28 protein-coding genes, 1 tRNA gene, 1 other RNA gene and 1 pseudogene are annotated in these 23,856 nt (G+C 57.9%); 7 read left to right on the forward strand and 24 right to left on the reverse strand.

Features of this window, described 5'->3' with window-relative positions; genetic code table 11:
- Positions 1 to 5: 5 nt before the first annotated feature.
- The 17 genes and pseudogenes from nuoL to efp form a co-directional block, all read right to left on the reverse strand.
- Positions 6 to 2,009, reverse strand: a complete 2,004-nt coding sequence (gene nuoL, locus HFP51_RS05520) for an NADH-quinone oxidoreductase subunit L (RefSeq protein ID WP_176874741.1) — start codon at positions 2,007 to 2,009, stop codon at positions 6 to 8.
- 4 nt (positions 2,010 to 2,013) lie between these two features.
- Complete coding sequence (nuoK, locus tag HFP51_RS05525) at positions 2,014 to 2,319, reverse strand: NADH-quinone oxidoreductase subunit NuoK (RefSeq protein WP_176874742.1); 306 nt, start codon at positions 2,317 to 2,319, stop codon at positions 2,014 to 2,016.
- Positions 2,316 to 2,927, reverse strand: coding sequence for an NADH-quinone oxidoreductase subunit J (locus HFP51_RS05530; RefSeq protein ID WP_176874743.1), 612 nt, complete (start codon positions 2,925 to 2,927; stop codon positions 2,316 to 2,318). Before HFP51_RS05530 ends, nuoK begins: the two co-directional genes overlap by 4 nt.
- 35 nt (positions 2,928 to 2,962) lie before the next feature.
- The gene (gene nuoI / locus HFP51_RS05535) at positions 2,963 to 3,451 is read right to left on the reverse strand and encodes an NADH-quinone oxidoreductase subunit NuoI (RefSeq protein WP_176874744.1); all 489 of its coding nucleotides are present in this window, start codon (positions 3,449 to 3,451) and stop codon (positions 2,963 to 2,965) included.
- A gap of 58 nt (positions 3,452 to 3,509) precedes the next feature.
- Positions 3,510 to 4,553, reverse strand: coding sequence for an NADH-quinone oxidoreductase subunit NuoH (gene nuoH / locus HFP51_RS05540; RefSeq protein ID WP_176874745.1), 1,044 nt, complete (start codon positions 4,551 to 4,553; stop codon positions 3,510 to 3,512).
- Positions 4,550 to 6,565 (reverse strand): NADH-quinone oxidoreductase subunit NuoG, encoded by a 2,016-nt coding sequence (nuoG, locus tag HFP51_RS05545; protein ID WP_176874746.1) that lies wholly within the window; start codon positions 6,563 to 6,565, stop codon positions 4,550 to 4,552. Before nuoG ends, nuoH begins: the two co-directional genes overlap by 4 nt.
- Positions 6,558 to 6,929, reverse strand: coding sequence for a hypothetical protein (locus HFP51_RS05550; protein WP_176874747.1), 372 nt, complete (start codon positions 6,927 to 6,929; stop codon positions 6,558 to 6,560). Before HFP51_RS05550 ends, nuoG begins: the two co-directional genes overlap by 8 nt.
- Positions 6,926 to 8,233, reverse strand: a complete 1,308-nt coding sequence (nuoF, locus tag HFP51_RS05555; RefSeq protein ID WP_176874748.1) for an NADH-quinone oxidoreductase subunit NuoF — start codon at positions 8,231 to 8,233, stop codon at positions 6,926 to 6,928. Before nuoF ends, HFP51_RS05550 begins: the two co-directional genes overlap by 4 nt.
- Complete coding sequence (locus HFP51_RS05560; protein ID WP_176874749.1) at positions 8,226 to 8,435, reverse strand: hypothetical protein; 210 nt, start codon at positions 8,433 to 8,435, stop codon at positions 8,226 to 8,228. The genes nuoF and HFP51_RS05560 overlap by 8 nt, the downstream gene beginning before the upstream one ends.
- Positions 8,435 to 9,112 carry an NAD(P)H-dependent oxidoreductase subunit E gene (locus tag HFP51_RS05565; protein WP_176874750.1) on the reverse strand — a complete coding sequence of 226 codons (678 nt, stop codon included), beginning with the start codon at positions 9,110 to 9,112 and terminating at the stop codon, positions 8,435 to 8,437. Before HFP51_RS05565 ends, HFP51_RS05560 begins: the two co-directional genes overlap by 1 nt.
- A complete protein-coding gene (locus tag HFP51_RS05570) occupies positions 9,112 to 9,492 on the reverse strand; it encodes a cupin domain-containing protein (protein ID WP_176874751.1) in 381 nt (126 codons plus the stop codon). Before HFP51_RS05570 ends, HFP51_RS05565 begins: the two co-directional genes overlap by 1 nt.
- Positions 9,493 to 9,705: 213 nt before the next feature.
- A complete protein-coding gene (locus HFP51_RS05575; protein ID WP_176874752.1) occupies positions 9,706 to 10,938 on the reverse strand; it encodes an NADH-quinone oxidoreductase subunit D in 1,233 nt (410 codons plus the stop codon).
- A 4-nt stretch (positions 10,939 to 10,942) separates the two neighbouring features.
- Positions 10,943 to 11,569: pseudogene (locus HFP51_RS05580) on the reverse strand (NADH-quinone oxidoreductase subunit C); the annotation flags it as partial.
- Positions 11,570 to 11,572: 3 nt separating this feature from the next.
- Complete coding sequence (locus HFP51_RS05585) at positions 11,573 to 12,115, reverse strand: NADH-quinone oxidoreductase subunit B family protein (RefSeq protein WP_176874754.1); 543 nt, start codon at positions 12,113 to 12,115, stop codon at positions 11,573 to 11,575.
- A complete protein-coding gene (gene ndhC, locus HFP51_RS05590; RefSeq protein ID WP_176876562.1) occupies positions 12,106 to 12,423 on the reverse strand; it encodes an NADH-quinone oxidoreductase subunit A in 318 nt (105 codons plus the stop codon). Before ndhC ends, HFP51_RS05585 begins: the two co-directional genes overlap by 10 nt.
- A 166-nt stretch (positions 12,424 to 12,589) precedes the next feature.
- The gene (locus HFP51_RS05595; RefSeq protein WP_176874755.1) at positions 12,590 to 13,408 is read right to left on the reverse strand and encodes an inositol monophosphatase family protein; all 819 of its coding nucleotides are present in this window, start codon (positions 13,406 to 13,408) and stop codon (positions 12,590 to 12,592) included.
- A gap of 44 nt (positions 13,409 to 13,452) precedes the next feature.
- Complete coding sequence (efp, locus tag HFP51_RS05600) at positions 13,453 to 14,016, reverse strand: elongation factor P (RefSeq protein ID WP_176874756.1); 564 nt, start codon at positions 14,014 to 14,016, stop codon at positions 13,453 to 13,455.
- Between the two features lie 145 nt (positions 14,017 to 14,161).
- On the opposite strand from efp, the gene HFP51_RS05605 reads away from it, so the two are divergent.
- A complete protein-coding gene (locus HFP51_RS05605; protein ID WP_176874757.1) occupies positions 14,162 to 14,356 on the forward strand; it encodes a hypothetical protein in 195 nt (64 codons plus the stop codon).
- On the opposite strand, the gene thiE is transcribed toward HFP51_RS05605, so the two are convergent.
- From thiE to tkt, 6 genes are all read right to left on the reverse strand, one after another.
- A complete protein-coding gene (thiE, locus tag HFP51_RS05610) occupies positions 14,353 to 14,985 on the reverse strand; it encodes a thiamine phosphate synthase (RefSeq protein WP_176874758.1) in 633 nt (210 codons plus the stop codon). The genes HFP51_RS05605 and thiE overlap by 4 nt on opposite strands.
- 12 nt (positions 14,986 to 14,997) lie before the next feature.
- Positions 14,998 to 15,891, reverse strand: a complete 894-nt coding sequence (locus tag HFP51_RS05615; RefSeq protein WP_176874759.1) for a fructose bisphosphate aldolase — start codon at positions 15,889 to 15,891, stop codon at positions 14,998 to 15,000.
- 112 nt (positions 15,892 to 16,003) lie between these two features.
- Positions 16,004 to 16,456 (reverse strand): PaaI family thioesterase, encoded by a 453-nt coding sequence (locus tag HFP51_RS05620; protein WP_176874760.1) that lies wholly within the window; start codon positions 16,454 to 16,456, stop codon positions 16,004 to 16,006.
- Positions 16,453 to 17,637, reverse strand: coding sequence for a phosphoglycerate kinase (gene pgk, locus HFP51_RS05625; RefSeq protein WP_176874761.1), 1,185 nt, complete (start codon positions 17,635 to 17,637; stop codon positions 16,453 to 16,455). The genes HFP51_RS05620 and pgk overlap by 4 nt, the downstream gene beginning before the upstream one ends.
- 36 nt (positions 17,638 to 17,673) lie before the next feature.
- Entirely contained in the window at positions 17,674 to 18,681 is a 1,008-nt protein-coding gene (gene gap, locus HFP51_RS05630) for a type I glyceraldehyde-3-phosphate dehydrogenase (protein ID WP_176874762.1), read from the reverse strand.
- A 13-nt stretch (positions 18,682 to 18,694) separates the two neighbouring features.
- On the reverse strand, positions 18,695 to 20,665 hold the full coding sequence (gene tkt / locus HFP51_RS05635; protein ID WP_176874763.1) for a transketolase: 1,971 nt from the start codon (positions 20,663 to 20,665) through the stop codon (positions 18,695 to 18,697).
- A gap of 155 nt (positions 20,666 to 20,820) precedes the next feature.
- Between tkt and HFP51_RS05640 the strand changes: the two genes are divergently transcribed.
- From HFP51_RS05640 to HFP51_RS05660, 5 genes are all read left to right on the forward strand, one after another.
- A complete protein-coding gene (locus tag HFP51_RS05640; protein ID WP_176874764.1) occupies positions 20,821 to 21,240 on the forward strand; it encodes a hypothetical protein in 420 nt (139 codons plus the stop codon).
- Positions 21,233 to 21,538 carry a cell division protein ZapA gene (locus HFP51_RS05645; RefSeq protein ID WP_176874765.1) on the forward strand — a complete coding sequence of 102 codons (306 nt, stop codon included), beginning with the start codon at positions 21,233 to 21,235 and terminating at the stop codon, positions 21,536 to 21,538. The genes HFP51_RS05640 and HFP51_RS05645 overlap by 8 nt, the downstream gene beginning before the upstream one ends.
- Positions 21,539 to 21,549: 11 nt before the next feature.
- Positions 21,550 to 21,706: non-coding RNA, 6S RNA (gene ssrS / locus HFP51_RS05650), on the forward strand.
- 18 nt (positions 21,707 to 21,724) lie between these two features.
- Positions 21,725 to 22,294, forward strand: a complete 570-nt coding sequence (locus tag HFP51_RS05655; protein ID WP_176874766.1) for a 5-formyltetrahydrofolate cyclo-ligase — start codon at positions 21,725 to 21,727, stop codon at positions 22,292 to 22,294.
- Entirely contained in the window at positions 22,291 to 22,500 is a 210-nt protein-coding gene (locus tag HFP51_RS05660; RefSeq protein ID WP_176874767.1) for a DUF2842 domain-containing protein, read from the forward strand. Before HFP51_RS05655 ends, HFP51_RS05660 begins: the two co-directional genes overlap by 4 nt.
- On the opposite strand, the gene HFP51_RS05665 is transcribed toward HFP51_RS05660, so the two are convergent.
- Positions 22,489 to 22,565 (reverse strand) — tRNA-Asp (locus HFP51_RS05665). The genes HFP51_RS05660 and HFP51_RS05665 overlap by 12 nt on opposite strands.
- A gap of 341 nt (positions 22,566 to 22,906) precedes the next feature.
- On the opposite strand from HFP51_RS05665, the gene HFP51_RS05670 reads away from it, so the two are divergent.
- On the forward strand, positions 22,907 to 23,851 hold the full coding sequence (locus tag HFP51_RS05670) for a DUF11 domain-containing protein (protein ID WP_176874768.1): 945 nt from the start codon (positions 22,907 to 22,909) through the stop codon (positions 23,849 to 23,851).
- The last annotated feature ends 5 nt before the right edge of the window (positions 23,852 to 23,856 follow it).

Below are 23,856 nucleotides of genomic sequence, written 5' to 3' on the forward strand. Positions count from 1 at the left end.
CTGGTTCACCGCGTGATCGCCCAGGTTGTCGCCGCTGCAATGCCGATCAGCATCACCAGCGCATAGCTATAGAGATATCCGCTCTGGAACCGCCGCGCGAAACCGCTGCCGACAGCAACGAGCCCCGATACGCCGTCCGGCCCGAACCGGTCGATAAAGCCCTTGTCGCCGCGCTTCCACAAGAAGCGACCGATCGCAAAGGACGGGCGCACAAAGATCACATCGTACAGCTCATCAATATACCATTTATTGTAGAGGAACGCGTGCAGCACGCGGAACTGATCGACAAAGCGGCGCGGCCAATCCGTGTAGCGAATGTAAGCGAGCCAGGCGATTGCGAGGCCTGTTAGCATCACAGCGCCCGGCGCATATTTCACCCAGGTTGGCACTTCATGGATCGCGTGCAGCAGATGCGTGTCGAGCGCGATACTGCCAGCCCAGAAGATCTCGCCCTGCTCGGCATAGCCAAACGGATAGTAGAACAGATAACCGGCAAAGATCGCACCAATCGACAGCACGGCGAGCGGAATCAGCATCGACCATGGGCTCTCATGCGGATGATAGCCGCCCGTACCTTCGGGCGCGTCATCATGACTGTCATCGCCATGATCATGCACGGCATGCTGAATATGCTCGGACGTGATCCAGCGCGCCTTGCCGAAGAAGGTCATGAAAATGAGCCGCCAGCTATAGAAGCTGGTTAGCAGCGCAGCGAATACCAGCGTGAAGAAGGCCACGCCGCCCAGCGAAGAATCGGACACAAATGCCGCTTCGATGATCAGGTCCTTCGAATAAAAGCCGGCAAATCCGAACACGCCAACAATGCCAACCCCGGTGATCGCCAAGGTGCCGATGACCATCGCCCAGAAGGTGAACGGGATCTCTTTTCTCAACGCGCCATAATGCTGCATGTCCTGCTCATGATGCATGGCGTGGATGACCGAACCCGCGCCGAGGAACAGCAGCGCCTTGAAGAAGGCGTGGGTGAAAAGATGGAACATGGCGATGCCATAGGCACCCAGCCCTGCGGCCACGAACATATAGCCGAGCTGTGAACAGGTCGAATAGGCAATCACCCGCTTGATATCCATCTGAGCGGTACCAACCGTCGCTGCGAAGAAGGCCGTCAGCATTCCGAAGAACACCACAACCGTTAGCGCGACGTCGCTCGTCTCGAACATTGGCGAGAGGCGGCAGACCATGAAAACGCCAGCGGTTACCATCGTTGCCGCATGGATCAGCGCGGAAACCGGTGTCGGACCTTCCATGGCATCGGGCAGCCAAGTGTGGAGGCCAAACTGTGCTGATTTGCCCATGGCGCCCACAAACAACAGCAGGCAGAGCAAGGTCATCGTATCGACGCGATAACCGAGGAAACCGATCGTCGATCCCGCCATGGCGGGTGCGGCTTCGAGGATTTCCGGAATCGACACCGTGCCGAACACCACGAAGGTTCCGAAGATACCGAGCGAGAAGCCGAAATCGCCGACCCGGTTGACGACAAAGGCCTTGATCGCCGCCGCATTGGCGCTTGGCTTTTTGTACCAGAAACCGATCAGCAGATAGGAAGCGAGGCCCACGCCTTCCCAACCGAAGAACATCTGCACTAGATTGTTCGACGTTACGAGCATCAGCATCGCGAAGGTGAAGAGCGAGAGATAGGCGAAGAAGCGCGGCTGATCCGGGTCTTCGGCCATATAGCCCCAGCTATAAAGGTGCACGAGCGCCGATACTGTAGTCACCACGACCAGCATGACCGCGGTCAGTGTGTCGACACGCAGGCTCCAGGCGACATCCATATCGCCAGACCGGATCCAGTCGAACACCGGCGCGACATAGGCTTCCTGCCCACCGGCCATGAATTGCATGAAGATGATCCAGCTGAGCGCGCAGCCCGCAAACAGCACGCCCGTCGTGAGGATCTTCGCGGTGAAATTGCCAAGCGCGCGATTGCCCAAACCGGCAATGATCGCCGCGAGTAACGGCAGAAAGACGATGAGCTGGATCATGGTGTCAGCCCTTCATCCGGTTGGCGTCGTCAACAGCAATATTGCCGCGACCACGGAAGAAGATAACTAGGATGGCAAGCCCGATCGCAGCTTCACCGGCTGCAACTGTCAGCACGAACATCGCAAAGACCTGGCCGACAACATCGCCAAGATAGGCGCTGAAGGCGACGAGATTGATGTTCACCGCGAGCAGGATCAGCTCGATCGCCATCATGATGATGATGATGTTGCGCCGATTGATGAAGATCCCCAGCACGCCGATCACAAACAGGATCGCGCTGACGACGAGATAATGGCCCAGGCCGATCATAGCTCGACCCCCTTGCCGATTTCAGGATTGGTTTTGCGCACCGCATCTTCCGGGCGACGCTTAATCTGTTGCGACACATTTTGCGGTCGTGTCCCGCTGCGTTCGCGATGGGTCAGCACGATCGCACCGACCATGGCGATCAGCAGGACGATGCCAGCCCCTTCAAAGACCAGCAGATAGCGATCATAGAGCGCGCGGCCGATGGCTTCGACATTGGGAACATCGGGATTGATCGTCGCCATGCGCGTGTCCGGGCCAAGATCGGCAAAGGACCAAGCCCCAACCGCAAGGATCATCTCGGCCAACAGGATTGCGGCAATCAGTAAGCCAAATGGCAGGTTGCGCGCGAGACCGGTGCGCAAGGATGCAAAATCGATATTCAGCATCATCACGACAAAGAGGAACAACACCGCGACCGCGCCAACATAAACGAGGATCAGCAGCATCGCGATAAATTCAGCCCCGATGATGACCATCAGGCCGGCAGCGTTGAAGAATGCCAGGATCAGCCAGAGGACCGAATGAACCGGATTGCGCGACAGGATCGTCAGCACGCCAGAGGCGATGACGACGGTTGCGAACATATAAAAGGCGAAGGCCTGAATCACGTTATCTTGGGACCCCTGTAGAAATCGGCTGCGGCTTAACGATAGGGCGCATCGGCGGCAAGGTTAGCGGCAATTGCCCGCTCCCATTTGTCGCCATTGGCCAGCAATTTATCCTTGTCGTAGAGAAGCTCCTCCCGCGTCTCTGTTGCATATTCGAAATTTGGACCTTCGACGACAGCATCGACCGGGCATGCTTCCTGGCACAGCCCGCAATAGATGCACTTCGTCATATCGATATCGTAGCGCGTCGTGCGGCGACTGCCGTCTTCGCGCGGCTCGGCCTCGATCGTGATCGCCTGGGCCGGGCAAACGGCTTCGCAAAGCTTACAGGCGATGCAGCGCTCTTCACCATTGGGATAACGGCGCAGCGCATGCTCCCCGCGGAAGCGCGGCGAGATCGGGTTCTTCTCATAGGGATAGTTGATCGTCGCCTTGGGCTTGAAGAAATATTTGAGCGTCAGGACATGCGCCTTGACGATTTCCCAGAGCGTGAAGGATTTGATGTAATGGGCAATGCTGCTCATGACGGCATCCCTCCCTCGGCAGGCGAAGCTGCGATCGAATTGATGATGATTGCGGGGATCACAGGCCATACCTCGTCAGCATGAGATAGCCGGAGATCAGCACGACCCAGATGAGTGACAGCGGCAGGAAGACTTTCCAGCCCAGCCGCATCAACTGGTCATAGCGGTAGCGCGGCACGGTCGCCTTCACCCAGCTGAAGATGAAGAAGAAGATCAGTATCTTCATGGACAGCCAGACAATGCCGGGCACCGCATAGAGCGGCTCCCAATCCACCGGCGGGAGCCAGCCACCCCAGAACAGAATGGCATTCAGTGCGCACATCAGGATGACATTGGCATATTCACCCAGCCAGTAGAGCGCGAAGCTCATCGATGAATATTCGGTCTGGTAGCCGGCAACGAGCTCGGATTCCGCCTCGGTAAGGTCAAAGGGTGCGCGCGCCGTTTCGGCCAAGGCGGAAATCAGGAACACCACGGCCATCGGGAAAAGCAACGGATTAAAGGCAAAGCCGTTGATGAAACCCAGCACATGCGCTTGTTGCGCAAGGATAATATCCTGCAGGTTAAACGTATCCGCCCACATCACAACGGCGAGCAGCACAAAGCCGATCGAGACCTCGTAGCTCACCATCTGGGCTGCGGCGCGCATCGCCGAATAGAAGGGATATTTGGAGTTGGATGCCCAGCCGGCAATCACGACACCGTAAACGCCCAGCGAACTGATCGCGAGAATATAGAGCAGACCGACATTGATATTGGCCAACACCATGTCCGGCCCGAACGGGATCACCGCCCATGAGATCAGCGCGACCGTGAATGTGATGATCGGCGCAATCAGGAACAGGCCCCTGTTCGCCGATGTCGGAATGATCGTTTCCTTGAGGAAGACTTTCAATCCATCCGCAAAGCTTTGCAGCACGCCCCATGGCCCGACCACATTGGGCCCGCGACGCAGCGCAATCGCCGCCCAGATCTTGCGATCCGCATAGACGATCATTGCGACGACCAGCAGCAGCGGCAACGCGATCAGCAGGATCAGGATGGTCGTCCCGACAAACCAGCCAAAGCCAAGGCCGAGTAGTTCCTGGAACCAAGCGGTCATTCGGCGGCCTCCGCGAATGTTTCGCCATGGATCAGTTCCGCCGAGCAGCGCTGCATCGTCTCGCTTGCGCGGCAGATAGCGTTGGTCAGGTAGAAATCAGAAATCGGCAGAGCGATGGTACCGCTTGGTGCATCTGCGGACAGCTTGGGCGGTGCCCATTCATAGTCCGCCAGGCCTTCGTCGGCGAGCGCCGGGAAATCGGCCGCAATCGCATCGCGCAATTCGTCCAGCGTATCGAACGGCAGCGCTTCCCCGAGCGCATCGGACAGCGCCCGGAAGATCGTCCAATCCTCGCGCGCATCGCCCGGCGGGAATATGGCGCGATTGCCACGTTGCACGCGACCTTCAAGATTGACCCAGGTGCCGCTTTTCTCAGCATAAGACGCACCCGGAAGGATGACATCGGCATGCGCGGCGCCCTGTTCACCATGATGGCCAACATAGACAGTGAACGCGCTGTCGAACGCACCGAAATCAACGCCATCCGCACCCAGCAACAACAGTAGTTCCGGCTTGGCAGCAGCAAGATCAGCAACACCGCCGGGCTGTGCCCAGCCAAGCATCAACCCGCCCATCCGTGCGGCTGAGAAGTGCAGCACATTATATCCGTTCCAACCGTCTCGTACGAGATTGAGCGTATCGGCAAGCGCCAGCGATGTGGCATGGACGCCCGGCACCATCAGCGCACCGCCACCCAGGATCATTGCGGGACGCTCGGCATTTTTCAGCGCATCAGCGGCTTCGCTTGGAAGATTCGACAAAAGCGCCGCATCATCGCCAAGCCAGGTGACCGGATAGGTCAAATCGATTTCCGGGCCGATCGCGAAGACCTTCGCGCCGGCCTTGATGGCCTTGCGGATCCGCGTGTTGACCAGCGGGGCCTCCCAGCGCGGATTGGTTCCGACCAACAGGATCGCATCAGCGGTTTCGATGCCAGCGATCGTCGTGTTGAAATTCACCGCGGCAAGATTACTCGCGTCGTAATCCATGCCGGTCTGGCGGCCCTCGATCAGCTTGGAGCCAAGACCTTCGAGAAGCTTCTGCGCGGCATAAAGCGCTTCGATTTCAACGAGATCGCCACCAATTGCAGCAACCTTGCTGCCGGCTTTCTGCGCCGCATCGGCGATAGCCGCAAAGGCTTCGCTCCAGCTCGCTTTTTCGAGCGTGCCGTCCTTGCGAATCCAGGGCGTATCGAGGCGGTTCTTGTAAAGACCGTCGACTGCGTGGCGCGTCTTGTTACTCGCCCATTCCTCATTCACGTCTTCATTGATGCGCGGGAGGGCGCGGAGCACTTCCCTGCCCCGGCTATCGAGCCGGATATTGGTGCCCACGGCATCCATCACATCAATCGACGGCGTCTTCTGCAATTCCCAGGGCCGGGCTTCAAACGCATAGGGCCGTGCGGTCAGCGCACCAACCGGACAGAGATCCACGACATTGCCAGAGAGCTCACTCTCGGCGGCATGTTCGAGATAGGTAGTGATCTCCATATTCTCGCCGCGGCCCACCGCACCGATTTCTTCGACGCCGGCAACCTCCTGCGCAAAGCGGACACAGCGCGTGCAATGGATGCATCGCGTCATGATCGTCTTGACCACCGGCCCCATATATTTCTCAGTCACCGCGCGCTTGTTCATTTCATAGCGGGTATGGCCTTTGCCATAGGCCATGGCCTGATCCTGCAAGTCGCATTCGCCACCCTGATCGCAAATCGGACAATCGAGCGGATGGTTGATGAGGAGAAACTCCATCACCCCTTCGCGCGCGGTTTTAACCATTTCGCTCTGCGTCGAGATTTCCTGACCCTCTGCGGCCGGCAGCGCACAGCTCGCCTGCGGCTTGGGTGGTCCGGGTTTCACTTCAACGAGGCACATGCGGCAATTGCCGGCAATCGACAGTCGCTCATGATAGCAGAAACGCGGGATTTCCTTACCGGCAAGCTCGCACGCCTGAAGGACGGTTGCGCCCTCGGGAACCTCGATCTCGGTGCCGTCTACGGTGACCTTAGGCATCGCCGCTCCCCAGATGTTTCCACGCCGGTATCACGGCAATGAGATAGACCCCGAGCAGCGCCAGATAGCCCCAGTCCATGGTGAAAGGCAGGTCCAGAGTGCCTTGCATAAAGGGTGTCAGCACCAATGCGAGACTGGCGAGCAAATAGACAAGGACAGCCCATTTCTTGCGCAAATAGGTGAAGATCGCGCCGACCATCGCCGCCAAACCACAGATAAAGGCATAGAAGGACGCCGTATCCTCCATCCAATCGCCCTTCTCGTTCATGGCGAGAAAGAAGGCGATCATCACCACGACCCATGCGAGCGCAATTATCCCGACAATCACTTTCAGGTTCCGGATCGGTGTTGGTGTTGCGCTCATTCTGCCGCCTCCATCATTTCGCCACCATCGCTGCGGCTTGCATATTCGCGGATGCGGCGTTCGAGTTCGGGGCGGAAGTGGCGGATCAGGCCCTGGATCGGCCATGCGGCTGCGTCGCCCAGCGCGCAAATCGTATGGCCTTCGACCTGTTTCGTAACCTCTTGAAGCATGTCGATATCGGAGAAATCGGCTTTACCTTCGCGCAGCCGCTCCATCATGCGCCACATCCAGCCGGTCCCTTCGCGGCACGGCGTGCACTGACCGCAGCTTTCATGCTTGTAGAAATAGGAGATGCGGCTGATCGCGCGGACAATATCCGTCGACTTGTCCATGACGATTACCGCTGCCGTGCCGAGACCCGAGCCAAGATCCTTGAGCCCGTCGAAATCCATCGGCGCGTCCATAATTTCTTCGGCTGGCACCAAAGGCACGGACGAGCCGCCCGGAATCACGGCGAGCAGATTGTCCCAACCGCCAGTAATGCCGCCCGCATGCTTTTCGATCAGATCGCGAAACGGAACGCTCATTGCCTCTTCGACAACGCACGGCTTTTCGACATGGCCGGAAATCTGGAACAGCTTGGTACCCTGATTGCCTTCGCGACCTATGCCGGCAAACCAGCCCGGACCGCGGCGCAGGATCGTCGGCACCACCGCAATGCTCTCGACATTGTTGACGGTCGTCGGGCAGCCATAGAGGCCCGCACCAGCCGGGAATGGCGGCTTCAGACGCGGCTGGCCCTTCTTGCCTTCGAGACTTTCGAGCAGCGCGGTTTCCTCGCCGCAGATATATGCGCCCGCGCCGCGATGGACGAAAACGTCGAAATCATAACCGGAACCACAGGCATTCTTACCGATAAAGCCCTTGTCATAGGCCTGTTTCACAGCCGCAAAGAGGGTTTCGGCTTCGCGGATAAATTCGCCGCGAATATAGATATAGGCGGCGCGCGCGCGCATCGCGTAACCGGCGATCAGCGCACCTTCGATCAGCTTTTGCGGATCATGCCGCATGATCTCGCGATCCTTGCAACTGCCCGGCTCGGATTCATCGGCATTGATGACGAGGAAGCTCGGCCGGCCGTCCTTGGATTCCTTCGGCATGAAGGACCATTTGAGGCCTGTCGGGAAGCCCGCGCCGCCGCGACCGCGCAAGCCCGATGCCTTCACCTCTTCGATGATATCGTCTTGCGATTTTTCCAGCAGCTTCTTCGTGCCGTCCCAATCGCCACGCTTGATCGCCGCGTCGATTTCCCATGGCTGGAAGCCATAGATATTGGTGAAGATGCGATCCTTGTCGTCAAGCATTGCGCGACCTCATCCAACGAATGAACAGATACCAGATTGGCGCCGCGATCATCGCAGCGACGACATGGCGCACAATATTGCGGGTCGGTTCGAAACCGAAGGCAAAGACATCGATCAGAATATTGATCGCCATGAAGGCAACCACAAAGGTGATTGTCGCCTGGACAAGCGTCATCGAGGAAAAGGGTCCGCGCGTCGCCATCACTCGGTCGCCTCGGCCATGTCTTTGAGAGTTGTCGGTCCGCCTTCTGGACAGCTGGTCTGGCGATCGATCTGCGGCCCCGGCGTCACTGCTTCGTCATTGCTGAGCTTGTCGAGGATATCGGTCATGCTGTCATAATCGAGATCTTCGAAATTATCGTCGTTGATCTGGACCATCGGCGCATTGGCACAGGCGCCCAGACATTCGACTTCGGTCAGCGTAAACATGCCGTCCGGGGTCGTCTTTCCTTTCACCAGGCCCTTGTTCTTGCACGCGGCCATGACATCGTCAGACCCGCGCAACAGGCATGGCGTGGTACCGCATAGCTGCACATGATGCCGACCGACGGGCACCAGATTATACATGGTGTAGAAGGTCGCTACCTCATAGGCGCGCATATAGGGCATGTCGCATTGCGCCGCGACAAATTCGATCACCGGTACCGGCAGCCAGCCTTGCGTATTGGTATCCGCACCCACCTGGCGCTGCGCCAGATCAAGGAGCGGCATCACCGCCGAAGCCTGGCGTCCATCGGGATAGCGCGCAATGATTTCTTTCGCCTTCTCCGCATTTTCATCAGTCCAGGCGAAGTTGCCCCACCGTTCACGGATCTCGGCATTTTCGAGAGCCGTGTCCGTGGAGGACTGGGAGAGTTTATCGTCGGGAAGGATCGTCATCAGATCGCCTCCAATGTTTCGCGGGTCCGTGCGGACGGATTGACGCCTGTATTGGGCTCGCCTTCACGATCCATGATCATCACATGCACCTCATTCTCGCAGAACGGTCGATGCTCGACGCCCTTGGGCACAACAATCATTTCGCCGCGCTCCAGGTGCTGGACGCCATCGCGAAACTCGATGCCCAGTGCGCCTTCGATCACGAGGAACAGCTCATCGGTGTCCGCATGGCTATGCCAATCGAAATCGCCCTTAAGCTTGGCGAGGCGGACTTCATTGTCATTGTAGCTGGCCGCAATCCGCGGATTCCAATGGTCTGAAAACTGCGAGAGCTTGTCGGCGAGGTTGATGGGGCAACAATCAGCCACGAGCAGCCCCATTCCGCCAAGACTTTACAACCGGCCACAACCGTATGGTGATTGCCACTGCGGCAAAAAGCACAGTCATCGCTAGCAAGCCCATAAAGATCAGCCCAAGCAACAAATGAATGCTCTTGCTGACGTCACTCCAGAAAAAGCTCTCGATTATGAACAAGATCGCCCCATTTATCAACGTGGCCGCCGAGAGGCACAATATCGCGAACCGTAACTGCCTCACCGGTCACACTCCCCGAAAACGACGTCGATCGCGCCGAGGATTGCGGTGGAGTCGGCGAGCATATGGCCCTTGCACATGAAATCCATCGCCTGGAGATGGCTGAACGCTGTCGGGCGGATCTTGCAACGATACGGCTTGTTGGTGCCGTCACTGACCAGATAGACGCCAAACTCACCCTTGGGGCTTTCGGTGGCGACATAGACTTCGCCCGCCGGGACGTGGAAACCTTCGGTATAGAGTTTGAAGTGATGGATGAGCGCTTCCATCGACTGCTTCATTTCGCCGCGCTTCGGCGGGACAATCTTGCGATCAAGACTGGCAATCGGCCCTTCTGGCATATCGTTGATACATTGGCGCATGATGCGCGCGGACTGACGAACTTCTTCGACCCGGACCATGAAGCGATCATAGCAATCGCCCTTGGTGCCCACGGGTACGTCAAACTCCATCCGATCATAAACATCGTAAGGCTGCGACTTGCGCAGGTCCCAGGGAATGCCCGAGCCGCGGATCATCGGGCCGGAAAAGCCCCATTTTACCGCATCATCCTTGGAAACGACCGCGATATCGACATTGCGCTGCTTGAAAATGCGATTGTCGACGACAAGGCTCATCGCGTCTTCGTAGAGCGTCGGAAACGTATCGAGCCAGTCGGCCATATCGGCGATCAGCTTGGGTGGCAGGTCCTGGTGTACGCCACCGGGCCGGAAATAGGCCGCATGCATGCGCGCGCCGGATGCGCGCTCATAAAAGGCCATCGCCTGTTCACGGATTTCGAAGAGCCAGATATTCGGCGTCATCGCGCCAACATCCATCACATGGGCGCCCAGGTTCAGGCAGTGATTGAGGATGCGAGTGAGCTCGGCAAATAGCACGCGGATATATTGGGCGCGGAGCGGCACTTCGAGATCGAGCAGCTTCTCGATCGCCAGCACATAGCTATGCTCCATGCACATCGGCGAGACATAATCGAGCCGATCGAAATAGGGCAGCGCCTGTAAATAGGTTTTGTGCTCGATCAGCTTTTCGGTGCCGCGATGGAGCAGCCCGATATGCGGATCGACGCGTTCAACAATCTCGCCGTCCAGCTCCATGACCATGCGCAGCACACCATGGGCTGCAGGATGCTGCGGACCAAAGTTGATCGTGTAGTTGGAAATCTCGACATCGCCGATGGTCGGATCAACCTCGTCAGTCTTGCCCTGAATTTCTTCGAGATAATTAGCCATTGGGAGCCTCCTCCCCATCCGCTTTCTCATCACCCGGAAGAATATAGTCGGCCCCTTCCCATGGGCTCATGAAATCGAATGTCCGGAAATCCTGAGCGAGCTCGACGGGCTCATAGATCACCCGCTTATGCTCTTCGGAATAGCGCATCTCGACATAGCCCGTGAGCGGGAAATCCTTGCGGAACGGATGGCCGCGAAACCCATAATCGGTGAGGATACGGCGAAGGTCAGGATTGCCGTCAAACAATACGCCATACATGTCGAACAATTCGCGCTCGAGCCAGCCGGCCACCGGCCAGATATCGGTGATCGTCGGAACCGGCGTTTCTTCGTCGGTCGTCACGCGGACGCGGATGCGATGATTGCGGGTCAAAGACAGCAGGTGATAGCAGACATCGAAGCGTTCGGGCCGCTCCGGATAGTCGACACCGGCGATCTCCATCAGCTGCTGGTAATGCAGGCCTTCAGTATCGCGCAGCGTAACCATCACAGCGTTAATCGCCTCCCGACGCACCGTTACCGAAATCTCGTCTACGGCCTCTTCAGCATGCAGCAGATCATCGCCAAGCGCGGCGCTGATCGCGTCAATCACGCCTTCATTTGAGGCGATTACAGGAGCCGGCGATGCCATCGATCAACGCTCCACCGTGCCAACGCGGCGAATTTTCCGCTGGAGCTGCATCACGCCATAGAGCAGAGCTTCTGCGGTAGGCGGGCACCCCGGGACGTAGATATCGACGGGCACAATGCGATCGCATCCGCGAACCACTGAATAGCTGTAATGATAATAGCCGCCGCCATTGGCGCAGCTGCCCATCGAAATCACATAACGTGGTTCGGCCATCTGGTCATAAACGCGGCGCAGAGCCGGTGCCATCTTGTTGCACAGCGTGCCGGCAACGATCATCACATCGGACTGGCGCGGGCTTGCGCGCGGCGCGGCGCCGAACCGTTCCATGTCATAACGCGGCATATTCACCTGGATCATCTCGACCGCGCAACAGGCCAAGCCGAACGTCATCCACCAGAGCGAACCAGTCCGCGCCCATTGAAACAGTTCTTCGGTCGAGGTGACGAGAAAGCCTTTGTCGGCCACCTCGGCATTGATGTCCTTCAAAAAGTCCGGGTCCGGAAGCGTGCCGGGTGGTGGCGGTGTCGTGTTGAGATCTACTCCCATTCGAGTGCCCCCACTTTCCAGGCATAGGCCAGGCCGATCGCCAGCTCGATCAGGAAAATCATCATCGCGATCCAGGCCACCCAGCCAAGGTCAAACACCGTGACGGCCCAGGGAAACAGGAATGCCGCTTCCAGGTCGAAGATGATGAACAGGATCGCCACCAGATAGAAGCGTACGTCGAACTGGCTTCGTGAATCTTCAAACGCGGGAAAGCCGCATTCATATTCGGTGAGCTTGTTCGGATATGGATTGGCAGCGCCAGTGAATTTTGCCGCGATCATCGGCAAAACGACAAAGGCCAGTGACATCAGCAGCGCTATCCCGAGAAACAACAGGATCGGCAGATATTGGGTCAGATCGACGGCAATCGTCTCGGGCACAGGAAGGACTCGCGGTCTGCGTGGAATCTGGGGCGCTTTTAGGAGGATGCGCACCAAGGGGCAAGGCCGGAAGCCCGCCTATTTGCGGGTTATTCTATCCGCGCAGCGCGCTTGCAACGATCTTGTGCAGCTTGGAATGGACCGCATCATTGGCCGCAAGAAATTCGCTGCGCTCCATCGGCTGGCTTCCACCGCGAAAATCGGTGACGAAACCCTTGGCTTCGCGGACGATCAAAATACCGGCGGCGACGTCCCAGGGCTGGAGATCGGCTTCCCAAAATCCATCGTAACGCCCGGCGGCCAGCCAAGCGAGATCGAGAGCTGCAGAGCCGTAGCGCCGGATCCCTGCGACTTTCGGAGCAATCGCATTGAAAATCGTGTTGAACTGATCGATATCCCCATGCCCTTTGAACGGCACACCTGTCGCAATCAGGCATTCGCTCAGATCGCGACGTCCCGACACAAGCAGCCGGCGGTCATGCAGAAACGCCCCGCGATGTCGTTCGGCCCAGAACAGGTCATCGGTTATCGGCTGATACACCATCGCCGCACTGATCTCGCCCCAGCCGCCGTCGAGCCTGGGTTCCTGGACTGCAATCGAGATTGCAAAATGCGGAATGCCATGGAGGAAGTTCGTCGTGCCATCGAGCGGATCGACCACCCAGCGCGGCATGCCTTCTTCACCTTCAATCTCGCCACCCTCTTCCAGCAAGAATCCCCAACCCGGTCGAACTGCCAACAGCTCGTCGTACAGGATGCGCTCGGCCCGCATATCGGCTTTCGAGACAAAGTCGGCCGGGCCTTTGCGCGCGACTTGCAGATGCTCGACCTCAGAAAAGTCACGAGCGAGGCTGCGTCCGGCCTTGCGGGCGGCGCGATCCATAACGGTAATGATGGCGGAACGGGATGGCATGATGGTTTCCTGCGCCCTAACCGAGCGCGCAAATCGAGGGGAGCCTAATCGGCCTTTTTCACATATTCCTGCGCATAGACGTCAACGATGATCCGGGTACCGGCGCTGATATGCGGCGGCACCATGACGCGTACGCCATTATCGAGGATTGCAGGCTTGTAGGAGGAGGATGCCGTCTGGCCTTTGACGACCGCATCGGCTTCGACAATTTCAGCTTCGACATGATCAGGAAGCTGAACCGAGATCGGTTTCTCTTCATACAGTTCGAGCATTACATCCATGCCGTCCTGGAGAAAAGCGGCGGCTTCGCCCAACATGTCCTTGGACAGCGCGATCTGCTCGTAATTTTCCTTGTCCATGAACGTCAGCATTTCATCGTCGGCGAACAGGAATTGATAGTCCCGCGTATCGAGCCGGACCTTTTCCACGGTCTCGGCTGACCGGAAGCGGACATTGTTCTTGCGCCCATCGACGAGGTTCTTGAGTTCGACCTGCATATAGGCCCCGCCCTTGCCCGGCTGGGTATGCTGGATCTTCACAGCCTTCCAAAGGCCGCCCTCATATTCGATGATATTGCCGGGACGAATATCCACGCCGCTGATCTTCATGGGTGTCTCACTTGTTTTGAAAGAGCCGGCGCGGCCTCTAACAGCCAAGCGCCCGGGCCACAAGCGGCGAAGCCCTGTCGCTTCCGTCCAATACAGCGAATCGCGGAACCGGTATCTCTCCCATCACCAGCGAGAGGCACAGAAAATGGTACCGAGCAAAGGTCATTTCCCACGCGCCGCCGGTCTTTTCGGCCGGATCGTGCGAATTCCAAATCGCAAGGGCGAAACAGCGCATGGCGCGGCGGACGTTCCCAGCGCCGAAAGCTATCGCAAGATGCTGCTCAAAAACGCCGTGAACTTCACCGTGGGCCGCCGCACGCGGCGCGACACTGAAGCTTAGACAGCCAGCAGCTCCCCAAACGCCTTAACAGCAGCCACTTCGCCTTCCGGATGGTTCCAGACGGCACCACTTACCGCAATAAAGTCTGCCCCCGCTTCGATTAGCGGCGTGGCATTGTCCGGCGTGATCCCGCCAATCGCAACGCATGGCAGAACGAACATTGTCGACCACCAGGAGAGTATCTCAGGATCAGGCCGATGGGTCGTTTCCTTTGTGTTGCTGCCGAAGAATGCGCCAAAGGCGACATAGTCGGCGCCCGCCTCCCCCGCCTCCATCGCGAGATGGCGACTGTCATGGCAGGTCGCACCGATCTGGACGTCACGTCCCAGTTGCGCCCGCGCATCCGCAATATCCCCATCTCGCTGCCCCAGATGCACGCCATCTGCGCCCAACTCGCCGCAGAGATCCGCGCGATCGTTTATTATGAAGGCGCAGTCATGCTCCGCACAGATCGGCATCAATTGCTCGGCCATTGCCACGATTGCGGCATCCTCCGCATCCTTCATCCGAAGCTGGAAAGCGGCAACCGGACCGGCGGCCAAAGCGCGCGACAGTCGCTCTGGAAAATCATCGCCGAGTTCGGGCGGTGAGATCAGGTAGAGCTGACAATCGGTTTCGGCCTCGGCCATGATGTTTGCAGATCAGACTTTGGCAGTCGATGCCTGGTGGATCTTGTCGATCGCCGCTGAAAGCGTGCCGTCGAATGTGGCATCGTCCATGTCATGCCGCAGATCCTGCAGCAGCGCGCGCGAGAAGCTGGCAATCATGCCGTGGTTCTTGGCGAGTTCTGTGCAGGCATCATCTTGCGAATACCCGCCGGACAGGGCGACCACTCGGGCAACGCGTGGATGCGCAACAATGGAATCATAGAGCCCCGGCTGGACCGGTATCGAGAGTTTCAACATCACCTGGCGATCATCGGGCAGCGCATCGAGCGCTTTGGTGAGTTCTTGCTGCAAGATTGCGTCCGCTTCGGCGCGTTCCGGGCTTTTGAGTGAAACCTCCGGCTCAACGATCGGCATCAGGCCATGATCGATGATCTGGTTTGCGACCTTGAATTGCTGGGTCACATTGGCCGCAATGCCGGTTGGTGAAGCCATGTTGATGACCGACCGCATCTTGGTGCCGAAGATACCCTTGCCCACCGCGCGTTTGCACAGGGCATCGAGCTCCGGCATCGGTTTCATGACCTGCACGCCGTCGGCATCGTCTTCCAAGCCCTTGTCGACCTTGAGGAACGGCACCACGCCGCGTTCCCAAAGCAATGTCGGAACCGGCTTGCCATCCGCATCGCCGTCCATCGTCATTTCGAACAGGATCGCACCGAGCACTTTGCCATTACCAAAGGATGGTGCCGTGATGATCCGCTGGCGCATCTGGTGGATGAGGGCGAACATCTCGTCCTCATTGGAATAGGCGTCCTCTCCGATACCGAAACCCTTGAGTGCTTTCGGGGTTGAGCCACCGCTCTGATCCAGCGCTGCAATAAAGCCCTCGCCAGTCTTGATCTTTTGCATCATCTCGGGATTAGCCATCGCCTCTGGGTTCCTCTTTGGTTCGCGCGAATCTCACGCGTCTGATAATCAAGGCCGTTGGTATCGGCAACGGTCAGCCGCCGCGCATCGTGCATAGTCGGGCGCGCAGTCTTCAACTTCGAATTTTGCGAATGATCGCGTTAAAGCGGAGCGCCGGTTTGCCGTCGGCGGTAATCAGGCCCTGGATAAATATCGTCTTGCCGCCAGCTCGCACAACCTCACCACGAGCTTCAAGAAACTGGCCTTCGCTGACGGGATCCAGAAAGTCTCCGGTGAGACTGAGCGTGACGCCATGGCTGTCGCCCATCGCTTCATGGGCAATCGTGAAGATCGCGCTATCGGCGAAAGTCATCAGGCAACCGCCATGCATAAAGCCGGCGCCGTTCATATGACGGTCCTCAGCGCGGAAAGCGGCTACCGGCCGACCGTCATCACCAATACGTTCGTAAAATGGTCCGCTCGATTGCTCGAAAGAATCACCGGGCCATGTAGACCAGCCGGCCCATTCGCCCTCGATGATCGGAACTAGCCCGCTATCGGATCCGACGCCGTCATTCTCGCTCATGTGCTAAGCGCCGCAACGCCTGGCAATTCCTTGCCTTCCATCCATTCGAGGAAGGCGCCGCCTGCGGTGGACACAAAGGTGAAATCACCGGCGACGCCCGCATGGTTGAGCGCGGCAACGGTGTCCCCGCCCCCCGCGACAGATGTCAGCGAACCTTCGCGGGTGAGCGCAGCAGCAGTCTGCGCCAGCGCCACTGTAGCGGTGTCAAAGGGCGGCGTTTCAAAGGCACCCAACGGTCCATTCCACACCAACGTCCGGCAGGTCTTTAGTGCGTCGGCTAACGCCTCAACGGCTGCGGGGCCGATATCGAGGATCATCTCGTCTTCCGCGACTTCATGGACATTTACCGTGCGCGTCGGCGGATTGGGTGCGAATTCCTTCGCCACGACTACGTCATAGGGCAAATGCACCGTACAATCGGCACGATCAGCGGCCTCGAGGATAGCAAGCGCGGTATCTGTCAATTCATGCTCGCACAGCGATTTCCCGACATCCACACCCCGTGCGGCGAGAAAGGTGTTCGCCATACCGCCGCCAATAATCAGATGATCGACCTTGGTGACGAGATGCTCGAGCACAGCAAGCTTTGTGGAGACTTTCGCGCCCCCGACGACTGCGGCAACCGGATGCTCCGGGTTGCCGAGCGCAGCTTCCAGGGCGTCGAGTTCTGCCTGCATTGCACGCCCAGCATATGCCGGGAGATGATGCGCTATCCCTTCGGTCGACATATGCGCACGATGCGACACCGAAAACGCGTCGCTGACAAAGGCATTGCCGAACGAGGCGATCGCCTTGGCCATACCTGGATCATTCTTTTCTTCACCCCCGGCAAAGCGTGTATTTTCGATCACGACGATCGCGCCGTCGGGAAGAGCATCGATCGCATCATTGTCTGGTCGCTGCATGAATATTACGTCTCGGCCGAGCACATCTGCCAGCACCGGCACGACAGGTTCGAGCGAGAATTCGGGGCGATATTCTCCCTTGGGCCGGCCGAAATGCGCGAGCAGCAGAACCTTGGCACCGGCATCCGACAATTCGGTAATCGTCGGGACATGTGCACGCAGCCGCGTATCGTCTGTCACCGCGCCATCCGCCATCGGTACATTCATATCGACGCGGACCAACACGCGCTGGCCGCGAACCGCTTCGATATCGTCCAACGTGCGAAATGACGTCATGACGCCAACCCTTTCTTATCCGCTGAAATCTGCGGCCTAGAGCAAGCCTGCCATAACGGTTGCCGTGTCGATCATACGGTTCGAAAAGCCCCACTCATTGTCATACCAGCTAACCACACGGGCGAGCTTGCCTTCGAGCACAGCTGTCTCGAGGCTGTCGATCGTGGAGCTTGCCGGATAGTGATTGAAGTCCGAAGAAACCAGCGGCTGATCGGTATAGTAAAGCACACCGTTCATCGGGCCATCAGCGGCCGCCTTGAGCGCTGCGTTCATTTCTTCAGCCGAGGTATCGCGTCCCGGCGTAAAGACGAGATCGATCAGCGAAACATTCGGCGTCGGAACGCGAACCGAACTGCCGTCGAGCTTGCCGTTCAGCTCCGGCAATACCAGGCCGACGGCACGAGCTGCGCCCGTCGTAGTCGGGATCATATTTTGCGCACCGCCGCGGGCCCGGCGCATATCCGAATGCATTTGATCGAGCATGCGCTGATCATTGGTGTAGCTGTGGATCGTGGTCATGAACCCGCGCTCAATGCCCACCGTATCGTTCAGCACCTTGGCAACGGGAGCCAGACAGTTGGTTGTGCAGCTCGCATTTGAGACGATGACATCTTCGGCCGTCAGGCTGTCATGATTGACGCCGTAAACGACTGTCTTCGACACATTCTTGGCCGGCGCTGAAATCAGCACGCGCTTGGCGCCCGCATTGAGATGCGGCTCAGAGGCTTCGTGCGACTGGAAAAAGCCCGTGCACTCCAACACCATATCGACGCCCATCTCGGCATGCGGCAGATTGCCAGGATCGCGCTCTGACGTCGCGGCAATCGTCTTGCCGTTCACAGTAATACTGTCATCACCCGCTGAGACTGTGCCCGGGAAACGGCCATGCGTTGAATCATATTGAAACAACAAGGCGTTAGCCTTCGCATCGGCGAGATCGTTAATCGCAACCAGTTCGAAATCATGATCGTCGCGTTCGAGCATTGCCCGGGCAACCAGGCGTCCAATCCGTCCGAAACCATTAATCGCTACTTTGACAGCCATGGGGTCAGTCTCCTTAATTCTTGAGTGCTGACAGGATCTGCGGAGTGATTGCCGCTTCTGTCAGCCCGAAATATTCGAACAATTTATTCGCCGGCGCCGAACCGCCAAAGCGATCGATACCAAAATTCAGTCCATCAGTGCCGGTATAGCGTTCCCAACCGAAAGTCGCGCCAGCTTCGATAGAAACGCGCAAAATATCGTCTCCACCAAGAATATCGGCTCTGTAGGCCGCGTCCTGAGCGTCAAACAGCTCCCAGCACGGGACAGAGACCAGATCGGTGCCAAAGCCCTTGGCCTCGAGCTTCTCAGCAACCTCTGCCGCGAGGTGAACCTCAGATCCGGTTGCCATGAGGACGACGCGCCGATCATTTTCTGCCGTTTTCAAACGATATGCGCCCTTGGCGCATTGATTTTCGGCAACATCGCTGCGCATGGGCGGCAGGCCCTGCCGGGTGAGCGCCAGCAGTGATGGCCCATCCTTACGTTTGAGCGATAAAGCCCAACATTCTGCGGTTTCTATTGCATCACACGGTCGGTAAACAGCAAGATTGGGCATGGCGCGCAGGCTGGCCAGCTGCTCAATCGGCTGATGCGTCGGCCCATCTTCGCCCAGGCCGATCGAGTCATGCGTCATTACATAGACGGCGCGCACTTGTTGAAGCGCCGAAAGCCGGATCGCCGGGCGGCAATAGTCTGAAAAGATAAGGAATGTTCCGCCATAGGGGATCACGCCGCCATGCAAGGCCATGCCGTTCATCGCGGCCGCCATGCCGAACTCACGTATTCCGTAGTAAATATAGCGCCCGCCATAATTGTCGCTGGTCAGCGGATCGGTCGCTGGCGTCTTCGTATTGTTGGAGCCGGTCAGGTCGGCTGAGCCACCAATTGTCTCTGGAATAGCCTTGTTGATTGCGGTCAGGGCCATTTCCGAAGACTTACGCGTGGCGACCTTGGGCGGGTCGCTGGCGAGCGTCTCAAGATAGGATTGCATGGCGGTTCCTTCCGGCAGATCGCCAGCCATGCGCCGTTTAAATTCATCTTTTTCTGAGTGACTTGTAAGCCGTTGCGTCCATTCACTATAAGGTTCAGCGCCGCGCGCACCCGCCTCTGCCCACACTTCACCAATCTCCGGCGGGATGACAAATGGCGCAGCGTCCCAGCCCAGCTCTTCGCGCGTAGCTGCGATCTCTTCATCTCCGAGCGGCGCGCCATGGGTAGCGGAGGTTCCCTGCTTGTTCGGAGCGCCAAAACCAATCACCGTCTTGCACGCAATCAGCGACGGTCGCGGATCGGCCAACGCCTCTTCAATGGCAAAGCGGATCGCATCCGGATCATGGCCATCACAGCTGGTTACGTGCCAACCCGAAGCCTCGTAACGGGCGCGGATATCCTCGCTCGACGACAGATCGGTTCCGCCATCGATCGTGATCGCGTTATCGTCCCAGAACGTAATCAGCCGACCGAGCTTAAGATGGCCAGCCAGCCCTATCGCTTCGTGATTGATGCCTTCCATAAGACAGCCATCACCCGCAATCGCCCAGGTGCGGTGATCAACCAGATCATCGCCGAAATGCGCATTCAAATGGCGTTCGGCAATCGCCATGCCGACCGCCATTGCAAGGCCCTGGCCAAGCGGCCCGGTCGTCGCCTCGACACCCGGCAGAAGGAAGTTTTCGGGGTGGCCCGCACAGGGGCTGCCCAACTGACGAAAATGCTTGATTTCGTCCATTGTCGGCTGCGCATATCCGGTGAGGTGAAGCAGCGAATAGATCAGCATCGAGCCATGGCCGGCAGAAAGAACGAAACGATCTCTGTCAAACCAATCAGGGGCCTGCGGATTATATTTAAGATATTTTGTAAACAGAACCGTCGCGACGTCCGCCATACCCATTGGCATTCCTGGATGGCCAGAATTGGCCTCCTGCACAGCGTCCATCGAAAGGGCGCGGATGGCGTTTGCAAGCTGAATATGGGTGACGGTCATACGGTTTCCCCTGTCCGGCTCGGCATGCTCCAGGCTGCCTGTGGGACAGCCCTACGAGTCGCGAGCGCGCGCGACCACTTGGAATGTCATGCCGTTATCGTCAACCGCAGCGCCCACAGTCTTGCCGAGAAGCGCTTTCCTGCTATGCAAAGAGCATGGAAAATGACCGCCTTTCCCTGGTAATCGCTCGGATCGATGCTGCGGCCGTGCGGATCGCCAAAGCACAGCCGGGCGCTTCCGCGGCTACAGATCAGGACGCCGAGAAAAAGCTGCGGCAAGAAATTGCAGCGCTTAACAGCGCACACGCGGCTGCGCTCGATGAACGCGATCGCGCAATCGCCAAGCTGCGCGCGGATGCCGCTGACATCGACAAGCTAAAAGATCAGGAAATTGAGCGACTTAGGTCTGAGCTACAGGCAAAGAGCGATGAAACTGGTGCGATCGATACCGCAGCGCACGATGCCGAATTGCATGCTATTCAGCAAAAATACGACCGTCTGTATGCGGCAGCATCAACCGTGCTTAGCGATCTCGACATCATCATCGAACAAGCGGAGCAGGCGAATAATGGCTGAAGTAACGCTCACTATCGCGGGCCATAGCTATACCGTTGCATGCCGCGATGGCGAAGAAGATCGACTGCAGAAGCTTGGTGCCATGGTTGACGCAAAAACCATCGATGCGCAGGCTGCTGTCGGCGGAAATCTTGGTGAAGCGCGGGTTTTGCTGTTCGCGGCCCTTTTGCTTGCCGACGAGGCGGACGAGCTGCGAACCACAGATGTTCCAGATCAGTCGCTCGATCATCTCGAAGAACTGGCTGATCGCTTATCTGCACTTGGCGACCAGCTTGCCACTGGCGGCCAGGCTTCCTAAGTCATCCGTGGCGGGCGCTGCCCGGTACGCGCCTTTACGAATATCCCTGAGGCGATACAACATCCAAGGGAGCTGTCCCTGCCCGGATCTTGGTCCGACGCATATGGCGCCCACCTGACGTTATTGGCGTCAGAGGATTTTCGGGCAAACGGCCATGGCGGCCCCGCCACCCGAGCAGGCGAAATCATGACCAAGCCAGAGTTAAGAGCATATTTTAGAAAAGTTCGGGAAGAATATGTTTTTAATGCAAATTCTATACAATTGGAGCCCGCGAATACCGCTCTATTTCGCCAACTAGAAGCGGCCGGGCTACTCGCTGGAATCATCGGTGGGTATGCCGCCATGACGTCAGAAATTGACCCTCTCGAGACGCAGAAATCCTACGTCGAAAAAGGCGGCCAAGTCGCCCTTCCCTTTTTCACAGATCGGCAATCACCAATGGAGTTTCGCGAATGGACCGGAGAGGCCCTCACCGCCGGTCCATTTGGTCTCCGTCAGCCGGCTGGTGATGCTCCCAAATTGTCCCCAAACACGCTTCTAATTCCATTGGTGGCAGTCGACAGGGCAGGCAATCGTGTAGGACAGGGCCAAGGTCATTATGATCGGTATCTCGCGGAAAACCGTGCGAAACAGCCTTTGACGACTATCGGCCTTGCATGGGAGTGTCAGATAGCCGAGGAGATCCCGGCTGATCCTTGGGATGAGCCGCTCGACTATATCGCCACACCAGAGCGATTGATTAAGGTGACGTCATGAATCCCAGTTGGCGCAAGCCCTTCGGAATATTCGTAATTATTGGAATAATCATCATTTGGGCGGTGATTGTCGCAAGCGCGTCTGGCCCGATCGGAACGCTTCCGGCGCTGGTTCAGGCACCAATATACCTGGTCGCCGGGATCATATGGATCCTGCCGCTAAAGCCACTTTTACAGTGGATGGAAACTGGAAAATGGCGCGAGTGACGGGACTTGAACCCGCGGCCTCCGGCGTGACAGGCCGGCGCTCTAACCAACTGAGCTACACCCGCTTAGGCGTTGGAGAGGCGCGAACTAGGGTAGGTGCCTAGCGCTGTCAAGCAAAGTTACGCGATCCTTGTGCACCCCGGCTGCCGGCGGCTGGAAATACGCCATTTTGGAGCCGCGTTGGTAAGACTTTCTTAGTAGTTGGCCGATTTTTCGGCGATTATCCCTAACAAAATTCCCTTTTTGCATTGAACGCACCGAAAACCCCCGGATTTTTACGGGTTATTAGCGTTAATGCCTCATGCACCCCCTTCGTAAGAGTTTTTTCAACTTGGGGGGGCTGCGATATATGTCGCGCTGTCGAGACGTTAAAAATCGTCAGATCGCCAGAACCGTCATGCTATGCATGGGCGCGGCGACCGCCGTGTTTGGCGCGCCAGCCCTCCACGCCGCCGGAACGCCGGCCGGCACGCCGATCCAAAACACCGCTTCGGCCAGCTACGACGACGGCGGCACTACAATAACTGTAGATTCCAATACCGTAACGCTGGTGGTCGACGAAATCCTGGATATTGCTGTGACCTCGGCAGATCCTGGTGACATCACCGCGGCACCTGGCGAATTGAATGCCGTGCTCACCTATACCGTCACAAATGGCGGAAACGGCCCGGAACCGGCGCTCCTCACCGGTGATCCCAATATTGCCGGCGACGATTTTGATCCAGATGCCATCTCGATATTCATCGATACCGACGGCAACGGCAATTACGATCCCGGTACTGACACTCTATACGACCCCACCACACCTCCGGTTCTCGCCGCTGATGAGACAATTACCGTTTTCATTTTGGGCGACATTCCCGCCACGGCCGCTGATACGGAACGCAGCGAGGTCTCGCTCACGGCCACGGCCGCAACTGGCAGCGGCGCCCCTGGAACCGTCTTCGCAGGTCAGGGCGAAGGCGGCGCAAACGCTGTAGTTGGCTCTACTGGTGCCACAGATGTCGATAGTGGCTTCTATCTTATCGTCGATGCAGATCTCGACCTGACCAAGACCGCAACTGTCGTGGACCAATTTGGCGGCACAAGCCAAATCCCGGGTGCGACAATCACCTATCAGCTGACATCTGAGGCCACTGGCACGGGCACCCTGGCGAATGTCGTCATCACCGACGCGATCCCCGCTGACACGACCTATGTCGCCAACAGCATCACCCTCGATGGCTTGGGAATGACCGACATCGTGGATGCAGACAGCGCCTCATTCGACGGGTCCGGGATCACGGTTTCACTGGGAGCGGTGACCGCCGGGACCATCAATATCATTGAATTTCAAGTCGTTATTGACTGACGGAG

This window comes from Parasphingopyxis sp. CP4 (assembly GCF_013378055.1).
In the GTDB taxonomy this organism is placed as follows: domain Bacteria; phylum Pseudomonadota; class Alphaproteobacteria; order Sphingomonadales; family Sphingomonadaceae; genus Parasphingopyxis.